Source organism: Nonomuraea sp. NPDC050022 (assembly GCF_044460705.1).
Taxonomy (GTDB): Bacteria; Actinomycetota; Actinomycetes; order Streptosporangiales; family Streptosporangiaceae; genus Nonomuraea.
In genome coordinates this window covers 315,695-331,777 of the sequence record NZ_JBITKE010000013.1, presented here as the reverse complement: position 1 = coordinate 331,777, position 16,083 = coordinate 315,695, and the positions used below count along the sequence as shown (strand labels likewise).

18 protein-coding genes are annotated in these 16,083 nt (G+C 68.4%); 11 read left to right on the top strand and 7 right to left on the bottom strand.

Translation table 11 applies throughout. The features are described 5' to 3' along the window. The first annotated feature begins 2 nt into the window (after nucleotides 1-2). The 4 genes from ACIBO2_RS45745 (at nucleotide 3) to ACIBO2_RS45730 (ending at nucleotide 2,861) form a co-directional block, all read left to right on the top strand. Nucleotides 3-260: a zinc ribbon domain-containing protein gene (locus tag ACIBO2_RS45745; protein WP_397304293.1), complete on the top strand. Its 258-nt coding sequence runs from the start codon at nucleotides 3-5 to the stop codon at nucleotides 258-260. A gap of 86 nt (nucleotides 261-346) precedes the next feature. Further along, nucleotides 347-1,576: a Tm-1-like ATP-binding domain-containing protein gene (locus tag ACIBO2_RS45740; protein WP_397304292.1), complete on the top strand. Its 1,230-nt coding sequence runs from the start codon at nucleotides 347-349 to the stop codon at nucleotides 1,574-1,576. Nucleotides 1,577-1,622: 46 nt separating this feature from the next. Continuing rightward, a complete protein-coding gene (locus ACIBO2_RS45735) occupies nucleotides 1,623-2,444 on the top strand; it encodes a phosphoenolpyruvate hydrolase family protein (RefSeq protein WP_358533097.1) in 822 nt (273 codons plus the stop codon). Nucleotides 2,445-2,453: 9 nt separating this feature from the next. Beyond that, nucleotides 2,454-2,861, top strand: a complete 408-nt coding sequence (locus tag ACIBO2_RS45730; protein ID WP_358533094.1) for a cupin domain-containing protein — start codon at nucleotides 2,454-2,456, stop codon at nucleotides 2,859-2,861. A gap of 135 nt (nucleotides 2,862-2,996) precedes the next feature. Here the strand turns inward: ACIBO2_RS45730 and ACIBO2_RS45725 are convergent, their stop codons facing one another. Further along, nucleotides 2,997-3,881 carry a CAP domain-containing protein gene (locus tag ACIBO2_RS45725; protein ID WP_358533091.1) on the bottom strand — a complete coding sequence of 295 codons (885 nt, stop codon included), beginning with the start codon at nucleotides 3,879-3,881 and terminating at the stop codon, nucleotides 2,997-2,999. 436 nt (nucleotides 3,882-4,317) lie between these two features. Between ACIBO2_RS45725 and ACIBO2_RS45720 the strand changes: the two genes are divergently transcribed. After that, nucleotides 4,318-4,683: an ArsC/Spx/MgsR family protein gene (locus ACIBO2_RS45720; protein WP_357939188.1), complete on the top strand. Its 366-nt coding sequence runs from the start codon at nucleotides 4,318-4,320 to the stop codon at nucleotides 4,681-4,683. A gap of 66 nt (nucleotides 4,684-4,749) precedes the next feature. Here the strand turns inward: ACIBO2_RS45720 and ACIBO2_RS45715 are convergent, their stop codons facing one another. Genes ACIBO2_RS45715 through ACIBO2_RS45705 form a run of 3 tightly spaced genes read right to left on the bottom strand, consistent with a single transcriptional unit; the run spans nucleotide 4,750 to nucleotide 6,602 of the window. Then, nucleotides 4,750-5,319, bottom strand: coding sequence for a LysM peptidoglycan-binding domain-containing protein (locus tag ACIBO2_RS45715; protein ID WP_397304291.1), 570 nt, complete (start codon nucleotides 5,317-5,319; stop codon nucleotides 4,750-4,752). A 3-nt stretch (nucleotides 5,320-5,322) separates the two neighbouring features. Then, nucleotides 5,323-6,225: a hypothetical protein gene (locus ACIBO2_RS45710; RefSeq protein WP_358533085.1), complete on the bottom strand. Its 903-nt coding sequence runs from the start codon at nucleotides 6,223-6,225 to the stop codon at nucleotides 5,323-5,325. Between the two features lie 14 nt (nucleotides 6,226-6,239). Then, nucleotides 6,240-6,602, bottom strand: a complete 363-nt coding sequence (locus ACIBO2_RS45705; protein WP_358533083.1) for a YbaB/EbfC family nucleoid-associated protein — start codon at nucleotides 6,600-6,602, stop codon at nucleotides 6,240-6,242. Nucleotides 6,603-6,879: 277 nt separating this feature from the next. Here ACIBO2_RS45705 and ACIBO2_RS45700 point away from each other — a divergent pair, with 277 nt between their 5' ends. The 3 genes from ACIBO2_RS45700 to ACIBO2_RS45690 are packed head-to-tail and all read left to right on the top strand — an operon-like array spanning nucleotide 6,880 to nucleotide 9,756. Next, nucleotides 6,880-8,022 (top strand): sugar ABC transporter substrate-binding protein, encoded by a 1,143-nt coding sequence (locus ACIBO2_RS45700; protein WP_397304290.1) that lies wholly within the window; start codon nucleotides 6,880-6,882, stop codon nucleotides 8,020-8,022. Between the two features lie 7 nt (nucleotides 8,023-8,029). Next, a complete protein-coding gene (locus tag ACIBO2_RS45695; RefSeq protein WP_358533077.1) occupies nucleotides 8,030-8,998 on the top strand; it encodes an ABC transporter permease in 969 nt (322 codons plus the stop codon). Further along, on the top strand, nucleotides 8,995-9,756 hold the full coding sequence (locus ACIBO2_RS45690) for an ATP-binding cassette domain-containing protein (protein WP_358533074.1): 762 nt from the start codon (nucleotides 8,995-8,997) through the stop codon (nucleotides 9,754-9,756). The genes ACIBO2_RS45695 and ACIBO2_RS45690 overlap by 4 nt, the downstream gene beginning before the upstream one ends. 80 nt (nucleotides 9,757-9,836) lie before the next feature. Here the strand turns inward: ACIBO2_RS45690 and ACIBO2_RS45685 are convergent, their stop codons facing one another. The 3 genes from ACIBO2_RS45685 to ACIBO2_RS45675 are packed head-to-tail and all read right to left on the bottom strand — an operon-like array spanning nucleotide 9,837 to nucleotide 11,742. Then, nucleotides 9,837-10,619 (bottom strand): CPBP family intramembrane glutamic endopeptidase, encoded by a 783-nt coding sequence (locus ACIBO2_RS45685; RefSeq protein ID WP_358533071.1) that lies wholly within the window; start codon nucleotides 10,617-10,619, stop codon nucleotides 9,837-9,839. Continuing rightward, nucleotides 10,616-11,266 (bottom strand): YciI family protein, encoded by a 651-nt coding sequence (locus tag ACIBO2_RS45680; protein ID WP_397304289.1) that lies wholly within the window; start codon nucleotides 11,264-11,266, stop codon nucleotides 10,616-10,618. Before ACIBO2_RS45680 ends, ACIBO2_RS45685 begins: the two co-directional genes overlap by 4 nt. A 5-nt stretch (nucleotides 11,267-11,271) precedes the next feature. Further along, a complete protein-coding gene (locus tag ACIBO2_RS45675) occupies nucleotides 11,272-11,742 on the bottom strand; it encodes a VOC family protein (RefSeq protein WP_358533065.1) in 471 nt (156 codons plus the stop codon). Nucleotides 11,743-12,132: 390 nt separating this feature from the next. On the opposite strand from ACIBO2_RS45675, the gene chvE reads away from it, so the two are divergent. Genes chvE through mmsB form a run of 3 tightly spaced genes read left to right on the top strand, consistent with a single transcriptional unit; the run spans nucleotide 12,133 to nucleotide 16,071 of the window. Then, nucleotides 12,133-13,269 (top strand): multiple monosaccharide ABC transporter substrate-binding protein, encoded by a 1,137-nt coding sequence (chvE, locus tag ACIBO2_RS45670; protein WP_358533062.1) that lies wholly within the window; start codon nucleotides 12,133-12,135, stop codon nucleotides 13,267-13,269. Between the two features lie 4 nt (nucleotides 13,270-13,273). Beyond that, nucleotides 13,274-14,812, top strand: coding sequence for a multiple monosaccharide ABC transporter ATP-binding protein (gene mmsA, locus ACIBO2_RS45665; protein WP_358533059.1), 1,539 nt, complete (start codon nucleotides 13,274-13,276; stop codon nucleotides 14,810-14,812). Further along, entirely contained in the window at nucleotides 14,809-16,071 is a 1,263-nt protein-coding gene (mmsB, locus tag ACIBO2_RS45660) for a multiple monosaccharide ABC transporter permease (protein ID WP_358533057.1), read from the top strand. The genes mmsA and mmsB overlap by 4 nt, the downstream gene beginning before the upstream one ends. Nucleotides 16,072-16,083 lie beyond the last annotated feature (12 nt).

Sequence of the window (16,083 nt, the reverse complement as noted above, 5' to 3'; positions counted from 1 at the left end):
TCGTGTTGGTCGACCCCGCCTACACCTCGCAGGCGTGTCCGGAGTGCGGGTGGGTGTCCAGGGCGAATCGGCCGGCGCGGGGCCGGTTCGTCTGCCAATGGTGTGGCCTCGCTGGGCACGCCGATCACATCGCGGCCCGCAACATCGCCACACGCGGCGTTCCGGGCTGGGCTGTTATCAACCAGCCACACGCTACCGGCCTCCCTTCAGCCAGACGGGACCGTGAGAGCAAACCACCGGATTCAGCGGGTGGTAGTTGATTGCGTCCAGTACGCGGGCTTCCCAAGGGCGATCAACGCGATCAATGTGGCGAAGAAGGTCTTCGAACAGAGGGGTGTGGCGTGAGATGCCGACCGTCGTACTGATCGGGACGCTCGACACCAAGGGCGAGGAGTACGCCTGGCTGCGCAACCGGCTGGTGGAGCTGGGCAGCGACGTGCTCGTGGTCGACGCGGGAGTGAAGGAGCCCGGCGTGCCGCTGCTCGCCGACGTCTCCAACGCGCAGGTGGCCGAGGCGGCCGGAGGTGACCTGCGGGCGCTCCAGGAGGGGGGCGACCGCGGGGCCGCCGTCACCGCCATGGGGGAGGGCGCGGCGGCGATCCTGGCCGGGCTGTACGCCGAGGGCCGGGTCGACGCGGTGCTGGCCGTGGGCGGCAGCGGCGGATCGTCGATCGCCGCGCGGGCCGTCCGCGACCTGCCGATCGGCTTGCCCAAGCTGATCGTGTCCACGATGGCGTCGGGCGACGTGTCGCCTTATGTCGGAGCAAGGGACGTCACGCTGATGTACAGCGTGGTCGACATCGCCGGCGTCAACCGGGTCTCCCGGGCGATTCTCGGCAACGCGGCCGCCGCGGCGGCGGGCATGGCCAAGGCACACCAGCTGGCCAGAGCGGTGCGTACGACGCAGAACGACGAGCGGCCGCTGATCGGCGCGTCGATGTTCGGCGTGACCACGCCCGCCGTGGACGCGGCGCGCGAGCGGCTGGCCGAGCTCGGCTATGAGGTGCTGGTCTTCCACGCGACCGGGTCGGGCGGCCGGGCGCTGGAGGGGCTGGCGGCGAGCGGGCTGCTGGCCGGGGTGCTGGATCTGACCACCACCGAACTGGCGGACGACCTGGTCGGCGGGGTGCTGTCGGCCGGGCCCGAGCGGCTGACGGCGGCGGGCGCGCACGGCGTGCCGCAGGTGGTCGCCCCCGGAGCGCTGGACATGGTCAACTTCGGCCCGCGCGACACCGTGCCCGAGCGGTTCGCGGGCCGGCTGCTGTACGTGCACAACCCGACCGTGACCCTCATGCGCACCACGCCGGAGGAGATGGCCGAGCTGGGCGCCCGGGTGGCCGCCAAACTCGGCGCGGCCAGCGGCCCGACGGAGCTGTTCGTCCCGCTGGGCGGCGTGTCCGCGCTGGACGCGCCGGGCATGGACTTCCACGATCCCAAGGCCGACGCGGCCTGCTTCGAGGCGCTGGCCGCCTTTCCCGCGACCAAGCGGTTCGACCTGCACATCAACGATCCGGAATTCGGCCGGGCGATGGCCGAGCGGCTGCATCGCCTGATCTCGGGAGAGGATTCCGCATGACCAGGCAGCTCGGAATGGGATCCAGGCAGCTCGGAGGGGATGCCTCGTGACCAGGCAGGAGGTGCTGGCCAGGCTGCGCCGCACCGTCGCGGAGGGGCGGCCGGTGATCGGCGCGGGCGCGGGCACGGGCCTGTCGGCCAAGTGCGCCGAGGCCGGCGGCGTCGATCTGATCATCATCTACAACTCCGGCCGCTATCGGATGGCCGGGCGCGGCTCGCTGGCCGGGCTGCTGCCCTACGGCGACGCGAACCAGATCGTCGTCGAGATGGCCGCCGAGGTGCTGCCCGTCGTCGCCGACACCCCGGTGCTCGCGGGCGTCTGCGGCACCGACCCGTTCCGGGTCATGCCGCGCTTCCTCGACCAGCTGGCCGCGATGGGCTTCGCGGGTGTCCAGAACTTCCCCACCGTGGGCCTGTACGACGGCGTCTTCCGGCAGAACCTGGAGGAGACCGGCATGGGCTACGAGCTGGAGGTGGAGATGGTCCGGCTGGCCCACGAACGCGACCTGGTGACGGCCCCGTACGTCTTCGACGAGGACCAGGCCCGCGCCATGGCCGAGGCCGGCGCCGACGTGCTGGTCCCGCACGTCGGGCTGACCACCAAGGGCAGCATCGGCGCGGGCACCGCCCTGACCCTGGACGAGGCCGTGACCCGGGTGCAGGCCATGCGCGACGCGGCGGCGGCCGTGCGGCCCGACATCCTCGTGCTCTGCCACGGGGGCCCGATCGCCGAGCCCGCCGACGCGGCCCATGTCCTGTCGCGCACCGAGGGCGTGGTGGGCTTCTTCGGCGCCTCGTCCGTCGAGCGGCTGCCCACGGAGCGGGCCATCACCGAGCAGGTACGAGCCTTCAAGTCACTGAACTTCTGAGGAGCTGCCATGCACGTAAGTCCGGACTCCGTGCCCACGATGGCCTTCGACTGGGGGTCCATCAAGTGGTTCGTCACCCCGTCGGCCATCGAGGGGGCGAGTAGCACGCTGGGCGAGGTCATCATCAATCCCGGGCAGGGACACGCCCGGCACAACCACCCGGCGGCCGAGGAGATCATCTACGTCATCTCGGGTGAGGCGTCGCAGATGGTCGACGACGGTGAGCCGTTCGCGATCAAGGAGGGTGACACCGTGCACATTCCGGCGGGGGCCTACCACTCGACGTTCAACTCGACCTGGCGGCCGTTGCGGCTGATCGTCACGTACACGCCCGGTGGCGAGGAGAAGGCCCTGGAAGGAGCCCCCGACCTGCACTTGCACGATCCCGGCAGCGTGGCGGAGTGGCGCCAAGCCTGACGAGCCTCATCGGGCGGGCCGACCGGTAACGGACGAGCGCCCGGCTGGGTGGCCTGGCGAGCGCCAGGCCCTGAATAGGGTGATGCCCCGCGGCCGGGCGGCCGGCCGCGGGGCATCGTTCTGCTCGGGCGGCCGCTACTTGGCGGCGAAGTCCTGGGTCCAGTAGATCTGGCCCTTGGAGTTCTTGGCCGCGCCGACACCTATGAGGTTGTACTTGCAGTTCATGATGTTGGCCTTGTGGCCCGCGCTGTTCATCCAGCCGGTGACCACCGAGGCCGGGGTCGGCTGGCCCATGGCGATGTTCTCGGCCCAGCCCGTTCCGCCGGTGAAGCCCGCCCCGCGGATGCGGTCCATGAAGCTGCGGCCGTCCTGCGAGGTGTGGCTGAAGTAGTTCTTGGTCGCCATGTCGGAGGAGTGGCCGAAGGCGGCCTTGTGCAGCTGGACGTCATGCTTGAGCGGCTTGCAGCCGCCCTTCGCCCGCTCGGCGTTGGTCAGCCGCAGGACCTCGTTCTCGTCGACCGTTCCCACCACGTCAGTCGGCGGATTGGTCGTGTCGGTGGGAACGGGAGTGGGAGTGGTGGCCGTCGGCGACGGTGATGGCGTCGGCGTGGTCGTGTCGTTGGGAGTCGGAGTCGGCGTGGTCGGCGTGCAGGACGACAGCCGGACCGGCCGCGACTTGCCGGAGTTGCCGGCGTAGTCGGTGGCGACCGCGTAGTAGACACCGGGGGCGCACAGCATTGAGACCGTGACCCGAGGGCTGATGCCCCTGCCCGACGCGCTCTTGACGATCCGGTCGGGGCCGGCCACCGCGCGCTTGATGCGGACGCGGACGAGGGCGCTGCCTTCGCAGCCGCGCCTGGTGGCGGATGTCTGGATCTTTCCGGCGGCGGTGACCTGCGGCTTGGCGACGGTCACGCGGCATGCGGGTTGCGGCACCGTCGCGGCGTGGGCCGTGGCGACCGGCGCACCGAGGGTGGCCAGGCTCACAACACACGCGAGTACCCCTAGGGGTCTACGCATATGGGTGTCCTCCGTATGGATGGACGGCGGGTGGGCGTTCCGCATTCTGTCGGTGCCAGGCACCCTTTGTCATGAAATTTCGGACATCCAGGTGTGACGGGGGTAAACCAGAGGGGGTTCTGAGGCGTCGGGAATCCCTGCTTGGCCGGGGGTTTGCGGCCGTAAGAGGTGGTTTGGGATTTTACTTAAGCGACGCCCGTTATGTCACGCTCTGTGACCGTGTTGCTCTAGGTCGTGGTGGGTGGAGAGGCTCGACGCGGCGCTTGGCCGGGTGGCGGAAGCCGTACAAGCGGTGTCGCAGATTGACGTGGTAATCCGAATGGCTAACACTTGCTAGTGAAATAGGGGGTTGGCCACGTCCAGTGCGCCCCCTGTTTCTCCATGGGACGCCTTGCCGGATGGCTCCGCGCTCCTCGCATCCCCAAAGGAAGTCAGCATGGAGATCTGGATCAACCCCGACTGCTCCAAGTGCACCTCCGCGCTCGAACTCCTGGACACCGAGAACGCCGACTACACCATCCGCCGCTACCTCGACGACCCGCCCAACGAGCTCGAACTGCGCGAGGTGCTCACCAGGCTGCGCCTCGAACCGTGGGACATCACCCGCTTCGGTGAGGCCACGGCCACCGATCTCGGCATCGCCGGTTGGCCCCGCGACGCGGCCAACCGCAACCGCTGGATCAAGGCGCTGGCCAGCCATCCGATGCTCATCCAGCGCCCGATCATCACCGCCGGGGACGGGGCGGCCGTCGTCGGCCGCACCCCGGAGGCCGTCCGCTCGGTGCTGTCGCGCTCGTCCTGACCACAGCTACTCGTCCTGACCACAGCTACTCGTCCTGACCGCCGCCAACGCTCGCCCTGGCCGCCGTTAACGGTGCGGCTCACCCCAGATCGGCCGATCGGGGTCAGGCGTGGGCAACGCCGCGAGTACGGTGGTCACGTTCTCCCAGTCGGTGACCTCGGTCCGGTCGGCCACGAGCCGCAGGCGCTTCGGGATCTCGTGATGGGCGTCCTGGAGGACGTCGATGCCCTCGATGATCTGACCTGACACGGCCTCGTAGCCCATGCGGCCGCCTTCGCCCTTGAAGAAGGTGGCCCCCAGTTTGTCGTCGCCCCAGAAGTTGCCGATGGCGTTCAGCTCCGCCGCCGCGGCGTTGACGAATTCGCCGAGATCGTGTTTCTCGGTGTCGAAGCCCCCGGCGGCGGCCCTGATGTGACCCGGGTAGATCTCCATCGGCAGGCGGAGCCGCATGCCCGGCCGCACGTCGTTGGGGTTGTCAAGGACGTCGCGGTTCGCCTGGTAGATGCTCTCCCAGCGTGTGGGGTCCTCGAAGAGCCGCTGGGCGATCTCCCAAAGTGAGTCGTAGTCCCCGCCGGGAGGCGTGACGGTGATGGTATCCGGCCGCTCCGGCGGCTTGGGGTCAGGTTCAGGTGCCATGCGTCATCCCGCTGGTTTGTGGGCCATCGTGAAATAGAGCAGCACCCTGCCGAGCGTCTGTTTCCAGGTGGGGACGAGGTCCCCGCCGCTCTCCCCGTTCAGGGCGTCGTACGTGGCGCCGTAGGTGGATCCGCCTGCCATCCGGCTGATGAAGTACTGCACGTCGGCGTTCTTGCTCATCGCTCTGGCCAACGGCATGGCGGCGTCGAACGCGCCGTAGAACGCGACCGACGCGGTGAACTCCTTCAGCATCTGCTTCCCGTTGTCGCCCCACGAGCCCGTGTCCTCGCCGCGCAGCGCGTTGACCCCGGCCACCACGCCCACGTCTCCGACAGCGAAGAAGGCGCTGCCGAGGCTGTACTCGGTGAGCTTGCTCAGCACGATCCGGGCGATGTTGTGTTCGACCAGTTTCGCCAGCAGGCTCGCCTTGGCGCGGTTCATGAGGATTTCGGTGATCTTGTAGGCGGCCCCGGCCTGCCAGGGGAAGGTGGTGATGAACATGAAACTGGCGAGGTTGGCCAGGGCGAGGGACCAGTATGCGTGCTGAGCCTTCTCGATGACCTCCGCGTACTCCAGGCACGCCTCGCTGTTCTGCCGGCAGCGCTGGGCGAGCTTGTCGGCATAGCCCAGCGCGGGCGGGTTCGGATAGAGCCCGGCGGTCACGGCCTTCTTGTAGGCCTCGATCCCTTCGCCACCGTTGCGTTTCCACACCGCCTCGGCGAATGGGTAGGTCCGGTTCTCGCTCTGCTCCAGCCGGTCCGCGAGCCGCGCCCAGACGGCGGCGGCCTGCCGGGCCTTCGCCGGATCGCCGTCCGGGTAGTCGACCGCGAGCATCTTGAACACGAAGGCGGCGATGCCGACCGAGCCGACACCATAGATCGCACCGCGTGCGGGGCTGATGGCCATGGGAGATCAGCCGGCTACCGGCTGTCCCGGGGGCGACGGGTCGACCCCAGCACGGTGTCCGCGATGAACGGATCGACCAGGTCGGCCATCTCCTCCTCCGCGTTGCGCGCCGCCGCCTCGGCCGCTTCGACGATCGCGGCGGACAGCTCGTCGGAGCCCAGCCGCATGGCGCGCGGATCGATCGTGAGGCTCACGAGTGCTCCGGTCGGCCCGGTCTCAGCGACCACCCGCCCGTCCGCCGCCTCGCCTCGGCCGCGCACCTCGGTGATCCGGTCCCTGAGCTGCTCAACCTGCGCGACGTCGGCGTTGAACTGCGCCAGCAGCCGCTCGATCTCCGGATCTCCGCTTCCCCTGAGCGCGTCTGCGGGCGATGTCATCGGGTCTCCCAGAGGTCGGTGCGCGTCGGCAAGGCATGACATGAGTACGTCCCCACGAGGCTCGTCTTACACACTCGCCCCGCGTGTCACGTAGATCGTAACCCCTGCAAAAGGTAGTTTAGCGGTCGGAAATATGGGATTTGCCAACACTCTCGGCAGGTCACTCCAAGATGGCCCATTGACAGCTCCTTAAAACCTTTTACCTTTTTCATTGGGCGTGCTGACGGGGGGAAGCGACCACCCTGGACCCATCCGTCAGGAACTAGAGGTCGAGCACATGGAAAAGATCCATCCCAAGGTCGAAGAGGCAGTCGAAACCCTCAGCCTCACCCCGGTCGCCCGGCGGCGCCTGCTCTCCGGCGCCGGGCTGGTCAGCGCCTCGGCGGCGGCGTCCGCGCTGCTGGCGGCGTGCACCTCCAGCCAGGGCAAACCCGCCGCCTCCGGTGGTTCGGGCGCTCCCGGAGACTTCCCCGCCACGCCGAAGTGGAAGTTCGTGCTCGTCTGCCACGTCACCACGAACCCGTTCTTCACCCCCACCCAGTACGGGGCGCAGGACGCGTGCGCGCTGCTCGGCACCGACTTCCAGTGGACCGGCTCGAAGGACTCGATCGTGGCCGAGATGGTCAACGCCTGCAACACCGCCATCTCGGCCAAGGCCGACGGGCTGGCGGTGGCGGTGGTGGACAAGGCCGCCTTCCGCGAGCCGGTCGCCAAGGCACTGGACGCGGGGATTCCCGTGGTGTCGTACAACGCCGACGGCGCTCGCGACGACAAGGGCAGCGCGCGGCTAGCCTACATCGGCCAGGGACTCTACGAGTCCGGGTACGCCCTCGGCCAGCGGGCCCTCCAGCAGGTGGACTCCGGCGAGATCGTCGGATTCATCGCCACCCCCGGCGCGCTCAACATCCAGCCGCGGATCGACGGCGCCCAGCAGGCGATCAAGGACTCCGGGAAACCCGTCAAGTTCACCCCGGTCGGCACGAACGCCGACATCACCAAGGGTCTGTCGATCATCGACGCGTACGCCCAGGGCCACGCGAACCTGGCCGGGATGCTCGCCGTCGACGCCGGATCCACCCAGTCGATCGGGCAGACGGTCAAGAAGTACGGCATGCGGAGCAAGGGGCTCAAGGTCGCCGGCGGCTTCGACCTCGTACCCGAGACCCTGACGGCGATCAAGAACGGTGACCTCGACTACACCATCGACCAGCAGCCCTACCTCCAGGGCTTCCTGCCCGTGCTCTACCTGTACCTCTACAAGCTGTCCGGCGGACTGCTCTTCCCCTCCGAGACCAACACCGGCCTGCTCTTCGTGACGAAGGACAACGTCGGCCCCTACCAGACCACCAAGACCCGCTTCGAGGGCTCCGACACCGCGCAGAAGCTCGTGCCACGCTCCGGTGCCATCCCCCATGCTTAAGCGCCGAATGCGCAGGATCCGCGAGGAGTTCCTGCGGCACCGGGAAGCCAGTGTTCTGGTGGTCGCGATCGGCCTGGGACTGTACTTCGTGTCGGTGACGGACGTCTTCGTCTCCTACGACAACCTGGTCAACATCTCCCAGGCCACCGCTCCCGCGGCGATCGTCGCGTGCGGCACGGTCCTGCTGCTGGTCAGCGGCGAGATCGACCTGTCGGTGGGGGTGGTGGCGGCGCTGGCGCCGTTCATGATGCACTACGCCATCGACTTCTGGGGGGTGCCGGCGATCCCGGCGATCCTGCTGGCGCTGGCGACAGGGACCGCGATCGGGTTCGGGAACGGGTTCATCACCGTCGTGCTGCGGGTGCCGTCGTTCGTGACCACGCTGGGCACCTTCTACGCGGTGACCGGTGTGGTGCTCACCACCTCGCACGCCTATCCGGCCGAGATCCCCGCCGCCGTGGACGGGACGATCGGGCAGTGGCTCGGCGCGGCGAACTGGGCGCACCTCGGCTGGGCCCTGGTCATCGTGATCGTGCTGCACATCCTGCTGACCAGGACCCGGTGGGGGCTGCACACGATCGCGGTCGGCGGCAACCCGCTGGGCGCCTCGGAGGCGGGCGTACGCACCGGCCGCATCAAGATAGGAAATTTCATGATTGGCGGGACGTTGGGAGCGTTCGCCGGGCTGATCGAGGCGTTCCGCATCCACACCATCGACCCGAACATCGGCGGCGGCACCGGACTGATGTTCACCGCGGTCTCAGCGGCGGTGATCGGCGGCACGGCGCTCGCGGGCGGGTCCGGGACCATCATCGGCTGCGCGCTCGGGGCGCTGGTGCTGGCCGAGCTCCAGAACGGGATGAACCTCATCGGCATCTCCGCCAACCCGTACTTCCTCATCCTGGGCGCCGCGATCCTGCTGTCCATGATCGCGAACGTCTCATTGACCCGGCTGCGAAGGGCGGGACGGACATGACCGCGATCCTCCGTACCGAGTCCCTGTCCAAGCGGTTCGGGGCGGTCACCGCGCTCCAGGACGTCAGCCTGACCCTGGAGCGGGGGGAGGTGCTGGGGCTCATCGGCGACAATGGCGCGGGCAAGTCCACGCTGGTCAAGCTCCTGTGCGGGTTTCACCAGCCCGACTCGGGGCGCATCCTGCTCGACGGCGAGGAGATCGCGCTGAAGTCCGTACGGCAGGCGCGAGCGCTGGGCATCGACATCGTCTACCAGGACCTCGCCCTGATCAACGAGCTCAGCGTCTACCACAACATGTTCCTGGGGCGGGAGCACGTCGGCTTCGGGCGGCTGCTGAGCAACCGGCGCATGCGCCGGCTGGCCGCCGAGCACCTGGAGGCCATGGGGGTCCGCATCCCCTCGGTCGACGTCGAGGTGGCCAAGCTCTCCGGCGGGCAGCGGCAGGCGATCGCCGTGGCCCGCTCGGTGTACTCGCGGTCGCGGATCCTGCTGCTCGACGAGCCGCTGGCGGCCATGGGCGCCAAGGAGGGCGCGCTGATCCTCGACCTGGTCAGCGACCTCAAGGCGCGCGGCGAGGTGTCCATCGTGATCATCGCGCACAACTACGCCCAGATCCTGGAGGTCTGCGACCGGGTCAACCTCCTCCAGCACGGCACGATCACCTTCGACAAGCCCACGGCGCGGACCTCGCTCCAGGAGCTCACGGATCTGGTCGTGGCGGAGTATCGCCGAGCCCGCACGAGAGGAGCGCCGGAGTGACGCCCGCACGGCAAGGTGAGCGGGCTCAGGGGAGCCGGCTCGCCCTCGCTCGGGTGAGCGGGCTGGAGCGGACTGCCCGCTCAAGGGAGCCAGCTCACCTTGCCGTGCAGGGCGGCGTAGCCGGCGAAGGCGACGGCGTCGATGAGCGTGTGCGCGACGACGAGCGGCATGGCCCGGCCCCAGCGCTGGTACAGGCGGCCGAACACCAGCCCCATCACCACGTTCCCGACGAAACCCCCGAACCCCTGATAGAGGTGGTACGAGCCGCGCAGCAGCGCCGCCACCACGACGGAGCGCCAGGGCGCCCATCCCGCCTGCTCCAGCCGGTGCAGCAGGTAGCCGCTGACGAGCACCTCTTCGAGCACGCCGTTCTGCGCGGCGGCCAGCAGCAGGACCGGGATCCGCCACCACTCGTCGGGCAGCTGCCCGGCCACCACCGAGAGGTTGATCCCGATGGCGTACACGACCAGGTAGAAGGCCAGCCCGGATCCGCCGATCGCGGCCGCGAGCAGGGCGCCGCGCACCAGGTCGCGGCGCGGCTCGCGGAGGTCGACACCGATGGTCCGCATCGACTCGCCGGAGCGGACCAGCAGGTAGGCGACGAGCGCGACCGGCGCCACGCTGATCGCGATGTCGACGAGCTGCAACGTCAGGTCCAGCCAGGGCCGCCCCGGAGCCAGCGACCGGACGAGCACGGCCTGCTGGCCCTTCAGCTGCTCGGGCGCCGTGAGCGCGCCGATCAGCCGGACGAGCGCCAGGAGGCCGCTGGCCCCCAGCGAGACGGAGAACACCACCAGGATCTCGGCCTTGATCAGCCTTGGCCCGAGGGTCGGCAGTGGTGTGGCGGGGGACTGCGCGGTCATGACCGCGGGGCGGTCGGTCGAGGAGCCGTCGGAGGGGCGGACGGTTGAGGAGCCGTCGGCCAGCTGTCCGGCCGCCCGCCGAAGTCGTAGTCGTGGACCTCGATGTCGGCGTACCGGTCCGGCGTCAGGATGGCGCGTGCCGCGTCCTGGTCCGGCGCCCGGAGCAGCGCCGCCGTGCCCAGCCAGGTGGTGCCGTCGTCGGCCAGCAGCGGCCCGTACGCGATCAGCTCGTCCCGGCCGGGCGGCACGGTGAGATCGGCGGCCTGCCCCGAGCCGAGGCCGAGTACCAGGTATTTGTTGCCATCGGTCCGGCCACCGGGGAAGTCCCACATGGTGCGCCCCAGCAGGTTGCGCCACCGGCGCACCAGCACGTCACGGTAGACGCCGGCCTGGTAGTTGGGCTCGTCGAAGGCGAACGCGCGGGCGGCGGCGGAATCGGGCAGGTCGAGGATGTGCACGCTGCCGGTGGGCGTCTCGTCGTCGGCGGCGAAGGTCGGGCCGCGGGCGATCATCTCCTTCGCATACCCGTCCATGTAGGACCAGTGCTCCTCCAGCAGCTCGTCGCGCAGCGCCACCGAGCCGGGCCGATCGCGGTGGTAGCAGAAGAACTCCATCCCCACAGTGTGTACTACCTCGATCCCGGCCATAGCCGTCAGCGTGCGAAGAAATCCGCGCTCTGGACATACTCCATCGCCTTGATGAACACCGGGTCGCTGAGGCGCGCCTCGAGCTCCTCCGGCCCGACCTCTTCGACGCGGGTCTGGATCCACCACAGGTTGCCGAGCGGGTCGCGCACCCGCCCCACCTTGTCGCCCCAGTACAGGTGGGTGACCTCGGTCACCGAGGTGCCACCGGCCGCGACGGCCCGCCGGTGCACGGCGTCGGCGTCGTCCACGTACAGGCGCAGGAACGCGGGCGTCGGCGGCCAGTCCGGCACCGCGTCGAACATCATCACCACCGCGTCACCGATCCGGACCTCCGCGTGACCGATGCGGCCCTTCTCATCGGTGACTCGGCCGAGTTCCTCGGCGCCGAACGCCTCCTTGACGTAGTCGATGAACCGGGCGCTGTCGCGGCAGGCGACGAACGGCGTCACGGTGGTGTAGCCCTCGGGGACGGCCATGATCTCTCCTTCGAAGCGGGTAGCCCGACGCTAGAGGGCATATAGGTCAGTTTCTGTCCCACATGCGGGCATGCTTGATCAACCGTCCCGCTGTCACCCCGATCGACGAGCGGCCCCGTCGGCCGCGCTGCCGCGCGGGCACGCTGGAGTGGTCGGCCTTCCGGCTGACACTGCTGGCCTGTGGCTTCGAGGTCCATGAGCCCGCCGAACCCACCGGGCATCTGCCCGTGATTGGCCCGCGCCGCAGGCCCAGGGCCACTTCAACCGTGAAGGTTGTGTTACGTCTACGTTATCGGCTGCGCTTGACACCGGAAATGTTAGCGATAACACTCGCGGGATCGGCTGTCTCCCGTGACGCACGGGCACCTCCCCATTTCCGCAAGGAGAAACATGAGATTTCCACGATTCGCGACCGTGGTCTCCGTCCTGGCGCTAGCCACGGTCGCGACCGCGTGCGGCTCGGCCGAGAAGACGGTCGACAAGGAAGCCGCCGCCAGCGCCTCGGCCGGTTCGGCCGGCGCCCTGGTCGGCGTGACGATGCCGACCAAGTCGTCCGAGCGTTGGATCCACGACGGCGACAACGTCAAGACCAGCCTGGAGAAGCTCGGCTACAAGGTCGACCTGCAGTACGCCGAGAATGACATCCCGACCCAGGTCAACCAGATCGAGAACCAGATCACCAAGGGCGCCAAGCTCCTGATCATCGCCTCGATCGACGGCACGGCCATCACCACGCAGCTCCAGGAGGCGGCCGACAAGAAGATCCCGGTCGTCGCCTACGACCGGCTGATCCGTAACAGCCCGAACGTCGACTACTACGCGACCTTCGACAACTTCAAGGTCGGTGTGCAGCAGGCCACGTCACTGCTGGTCGGGCTGAAGCTGCTCAACGCCGACGGCTCCGCGGGCAGCGCCAAGGGCCCGTTCAACGTCGAGCTGTTCGCCGGTTCGCCCGACGACAACAACGCGACATTCTTCTTCAACGGCGCCATGTCGGTGCTCAAGCCGTTCATCGACAAGAAGACGATCAACGTCAAGAGCGGCCAGACCGACTTCAAGACGGTCGCCATCCTGCGCTGGGACCCGGCCACCGCGCAGAAGCGCATGGAAGACCTGCTGACCAAGACCTACAGCGGCGGCACCAAGGTCGACGGCGTCCTGTCGCCCTACGACGGCCTGTCGATCGGCATCCTGTCGGCGCTCAAGAGCAACGGCTACGGCACCTCCGGCCAGCCGTACCCGATCGTGACCGGTCAGGACGCCGAGCTCGCGTCGGTGAAGTCGATCATCGCGGGTGAGCAGTACTCCACCATCTACAAGGACACCCGGCAGCTGGCCGACGTGACCGTGAAGATGGCCGACGCCGTGCTCAAGGGCGGCAAGCCCGAGGTCAACAACACCAAGGACTACGACAACGGCAACAAGGTCGTGCCGTCGTACCTGCTCCAGCCGCTGATCGTCGACAAGACCAACTACGAGAAGGAACTCGTCTCCACCGGCTACTACACCAAGTCGCAGCTGGGCTGACGTCATGACTGATGACATCCTGCGGATGCGCGGGATCACCAAGACCTTCCCCGGAGTAAAGGCGCTGCAAGACGTCAACCTGTCCGTACGACAGGGCGAGATCCACGCGATCTGCGGCGAGAACGGCGCGGGCAAGTCCACGCTCATGAAGGTGCTGTCGGGCGTGTACCCGCACGGTTCCTATGAGGGCGAGATCTTCTTCGAGGGAGATCCGTGCCGGTTCGCCGACATCCGTGACAGCGAGCACCGCGGGATCGTCATCATCCACCAGGAGCTGGCCCTGTGCCCGCAACTGTCCATCGCCGAGAACATCTTCCTCGGCAACGAGCAGGCCACTCGCGGCCTGATCGACTGGAACCGGACCAACCATGAGGCGGCTGAGCTGCTGAACCGGGTCGGGCTGCGGGAGAACCCCGTGTCGCTCATCTCCGACATCGGCGTCGGCAAGCAGCAGCTCGTGGAGATCGCCAAGGCGCTGTCCAAGCGGGTGCGCCTGCTCATCCTCGACGAGCCGACCGCGGCGCTCAACGACGAGGACTCGGCGCACCTGCTCGACCTGCTGCGCGGCCTGCGTGACGAGGGCATCACCTGCGTGATCATCTCGCACAAGCTCAACGAGGTCATCGACATCGCCGACTCGATCACCATCCTGCGCGACGGCCGGACGATCGAGCGGCTCGACATGGTCACCGACCACGTCACGGAGGACCGCATCATCTCCGGCATGGTCGGCCGCGCCCTGGAGAACCGCTTCCCGCCGCACGAGCCGAACGTCGGCGAGGAGGCGCTGCGCATCGAGGACTGGACGGTGCACAGCCCGGCCCAGCGGGGCCGGGTGGTGGTCTCCAACGCCAGCCTCACCCTGCGCAAGGGCGAGATCGTCGGCTTGGCGGGGCTCATGGGGGCCGGCCGTACGGAGCTGGCCATGAGCGTCTTCGGCCGCTCCTATGGCACCGACATCTCCGGCCGCATCTACAAGAACGGCCGGCAGATAGAGATCAAGTCGGTGCAGGACGCGATCCGCCACGGCATCGCGTACGCCACCGAGGACCGCAAGAGGTACGGCCTCAACCTGATCGAGGACATCAAGCGGAACGTCTCCGCCGCCGCGCTCGGGAAGCTGGCCCGCCGTGGCTGGGTCAACGACAATGAGGAGCACCAGGTCGCCGAGGGGTTCCGCAAGAGCATGAACATCAAGGCGCCCAGCGTGCTGAGCGTCACCGGCAAGCTCAGCGGCGGCAACCAGCAGAAGGTGGTCCTGTCGAAGTGGATCTTCACGGACGCCGACGTGCTCATCCTGGACGAACCGACCCGGGGCATCGACGTCGGGGCCAAGTACGAGATCTACTCGATCATCAACCAGCTCGCCGACGACGGTAAGGCCATTCTGGTCATCTCATCGGAGCTGCCGGAACTCCTGGGCCTGTGCGACCGGATCTACGCGCTGTCGGCCGGTCGGATCACCGGTGAGGTCCCGCGCGAGGAGGCCACGCAGGAGGGCCTCATGCAGTACATGACGAAAGGACAGGACGAGATCCGATGAGCAGCAGTACCTCATCCACCGCCGCGGGGCCGGCGCCCACCGGGCAGGAGCCGCCTCCGCCGCGGGAAGCGGGCAGATCATCGTGGCTGTCGTTCAACGTACGGCAGAGCGGGATCTATGTCGCGTTCGCGCTGATCGTCGTGCTGTTCGCCTTCCTCACCAAGGGGGCCCTGCTCCAGCCGCAGAACATCTCCAACATCATCGTCCAGAACTCCTACATCCTGATCCTGGCCATCGGGATGATCCTGATCATCATCGCCGGGCACATCGACCTGTCGGTGGGTTCTGTCGTGGCCGTCACCGGGGCCATCGCCGCCGTGCTGATGGTCAACTACGGCGTGCCGTGGCCGGTGGCGCTGGTCATCACGCTGGTCGCGGGCGGGCTCATCGGCGCGTGGCAGGGGTTCTGGATCGCCTACTACGGCATTCCGGCGTTCATCGTGACGCTGGCCGGCATGCTGCTGTTCCGCGCGCTCACGCTGACCGTGCTGGGCAACCAGGGCATCGGCCCGTTCCCTGACGCCGTCCGTACGCTGTCGAACGGCTTCACCGACAGCTACCTGGGCAATGTCGGGCTCGGCCCGCTGGGCGGCGCCGACGTGTTCAGCCTGCTGCTCGGCCTGGTGGCGGTGGCCGGCATGGCCGCCAGCCAGTGGCGCAGCCGGATGGCGCGGCTGGGTTACCGCCAGAGCGTGGACCCGCTGCCGATCTTCCTGCTCCGCATCGCCGCGGCCGCCGCGGTGATCCTCGCCGTGGTGGTGCAGCTGGCCAGGTTCAAGAACCTGCCCTGGGTGCTGATCCTGCTCGCGGCGCTGGTGCTGGGCTACTCGCTGCTGACCGGCCGCGCCGTGTTCGGCCGGCGGATCTACGCCATCGGCGGCAACCTGCAGGCGGCGCTGCTGTCCGGTGTCAAGGTCAAGTCCGTCGTCTTCTGGATCTTCGTGAACATGGGCGTCCTGTCCGCGCTCGCCGGGATCATCTTCGCCGGACGGCTGAACCAGGCGGGGCCCACGGCGGGCAACTCCTTCGAGCTGGACGCCATCGCGGCGGCGTTCATCGGCGGCGCGGCCGTACAGGGCGGCGTCGGCAAGGTGGTCGGCGCGGTGACCGGCGGTCTGATCATGGGCGTCATCAACAACGGCATGTCGCTGGTCGGCGCGCCGAGTGAGCGGGTCATGCTCGTCAAGGGCGCGGTCCTGCTGGCCGCGGTCGCCTTCGACGTGTGGACCAAGCGCCGGGCGGCGGCCGGCACCCGCTGACCCGGCCTCGGC

What these genes read in the sequence shown, in the direction of transcription:
- ACIBO2_RS45705 (WP_358533083.1), bottom strand. Translation starts at nt 6,602, where the DNA reads ATGACATCGCCCGCAGACGCGCTCAGGGGAAGCGGAGATCCGGAGATC.
- ACIBO2_RS45720 (WP_357939188.1), top strand. Translation starts at nt 4,318, where the DNA reads ATGGAGATCTGGATCAACCCCGACTGCTCCAAGTGCACCTCCGCGCTC.
- ACIBO2_RS45700 (WP_397304290.1), top strand. Translation starts at nt 6,880, where the DNA reads ATGGAAAAGATCCATCCCAAGGTCGAAGAGGCAGTCGAAACCCTCAGC.
- ACIBO2_RS45690 (WP_358533074.1), top strand. Translation starts at nt 8,995, where the DNA reads ATGACCGCGATCCTCCGTACCGAGTCCCTGTCCAAGCGGTTCGGGGCG.
- ACIBO2_RS45695 (WP_358533077.1), top strand. Translation starts at nt 8,030, where the DNA reads ATGCGCAGGATCCGCGAGGAGTTCCTGCGGCACCGGGAAGCCAGTGTT.
- ACIBO2_RS45685 (WP_358533071.1), bottom strand. Translation starts at nt 10,619, where the DNA reads ATGACCGCGCAGTCCCCCGCCACACCACTGCCGACCCTCGGGCCAAGG.
- ACIBO2_RS45680 (WP_397304289.1), bottom strand. Translation starts at nt 11,266, where the DNA reads ATGGCCGGGATCGAGGTAGTACACACTGTGGGGATGGAGTTCTTCTGC.
- ACIBO2_RS45730 (WP_358533094.1), top strand. Translation starts at nt 2,454, where the DNA reads ATGCACGTAAGTCCGGACTCCGTGCCCACGATGGCCTTCGACTGGGGG.
- ACIBO2_RS45710 (WP_358533085.1), bottom strand. Translation starts at nt 6,225, where the DNA reads ATGGCCATCAGCCCCGCACGCGGTGCGATCTATGGTGTCGGCTCGGTC.
- mmsA (WP_358533059.1), top strand. Translation starts at nt 13,274, where the DNA reads ATGACTGATGACATCCTGCGGATGCGCGGGATCACCAAGACCTTCCCC.
- mmsB (WP_358533057.1), top strand. Translation starts at nt 14,809, where the DNA reads ATGAGCAGCAGTACCTCATCCACCGCCGCGGGGCCGGCGCCCACCGGG.
- ACIBO2_RS45725 (WP_358533091.1), bottom strand. Translation starts at nt 3,881, where the DNA reads ATGCGTAGACCCCTAGGGGTACTCGCGTGTGTTGTGAGCCTGGCCACC.
- chvE (WP_358533062.1), top strand. Translation starts at nt 12,133, where the DNA reads ATGAGATTTCCACGATTCGCGACCGTGGTCTCCGTCCTGGCGCTAGCC.
- ACIBO2_RS45740 (WP_397304292.1), top strand. Translation starts at nt 347, where the DNA reads ATGCCGACCGTCGTACTGATCGGGACGCTCGACACCAAGGGCGAGGAG.
- ACIBO2_RS45715 (WP_397304291.1), bottom strand. Translation starts at nt 5,319, where the DNA reads ATGGCACCTGAACCTGACCCCAAGCCGCCGGAGCGGCCGGATACCATC.
- ACIBO2_RS45675 (WP_358533065.1), bottom strand. Translation starts at nt 11,742, where the DNA reads ATGGCCGTCCCCGAGGGCTACACCACCGTGACGCCGTTCGTCGCCTGC.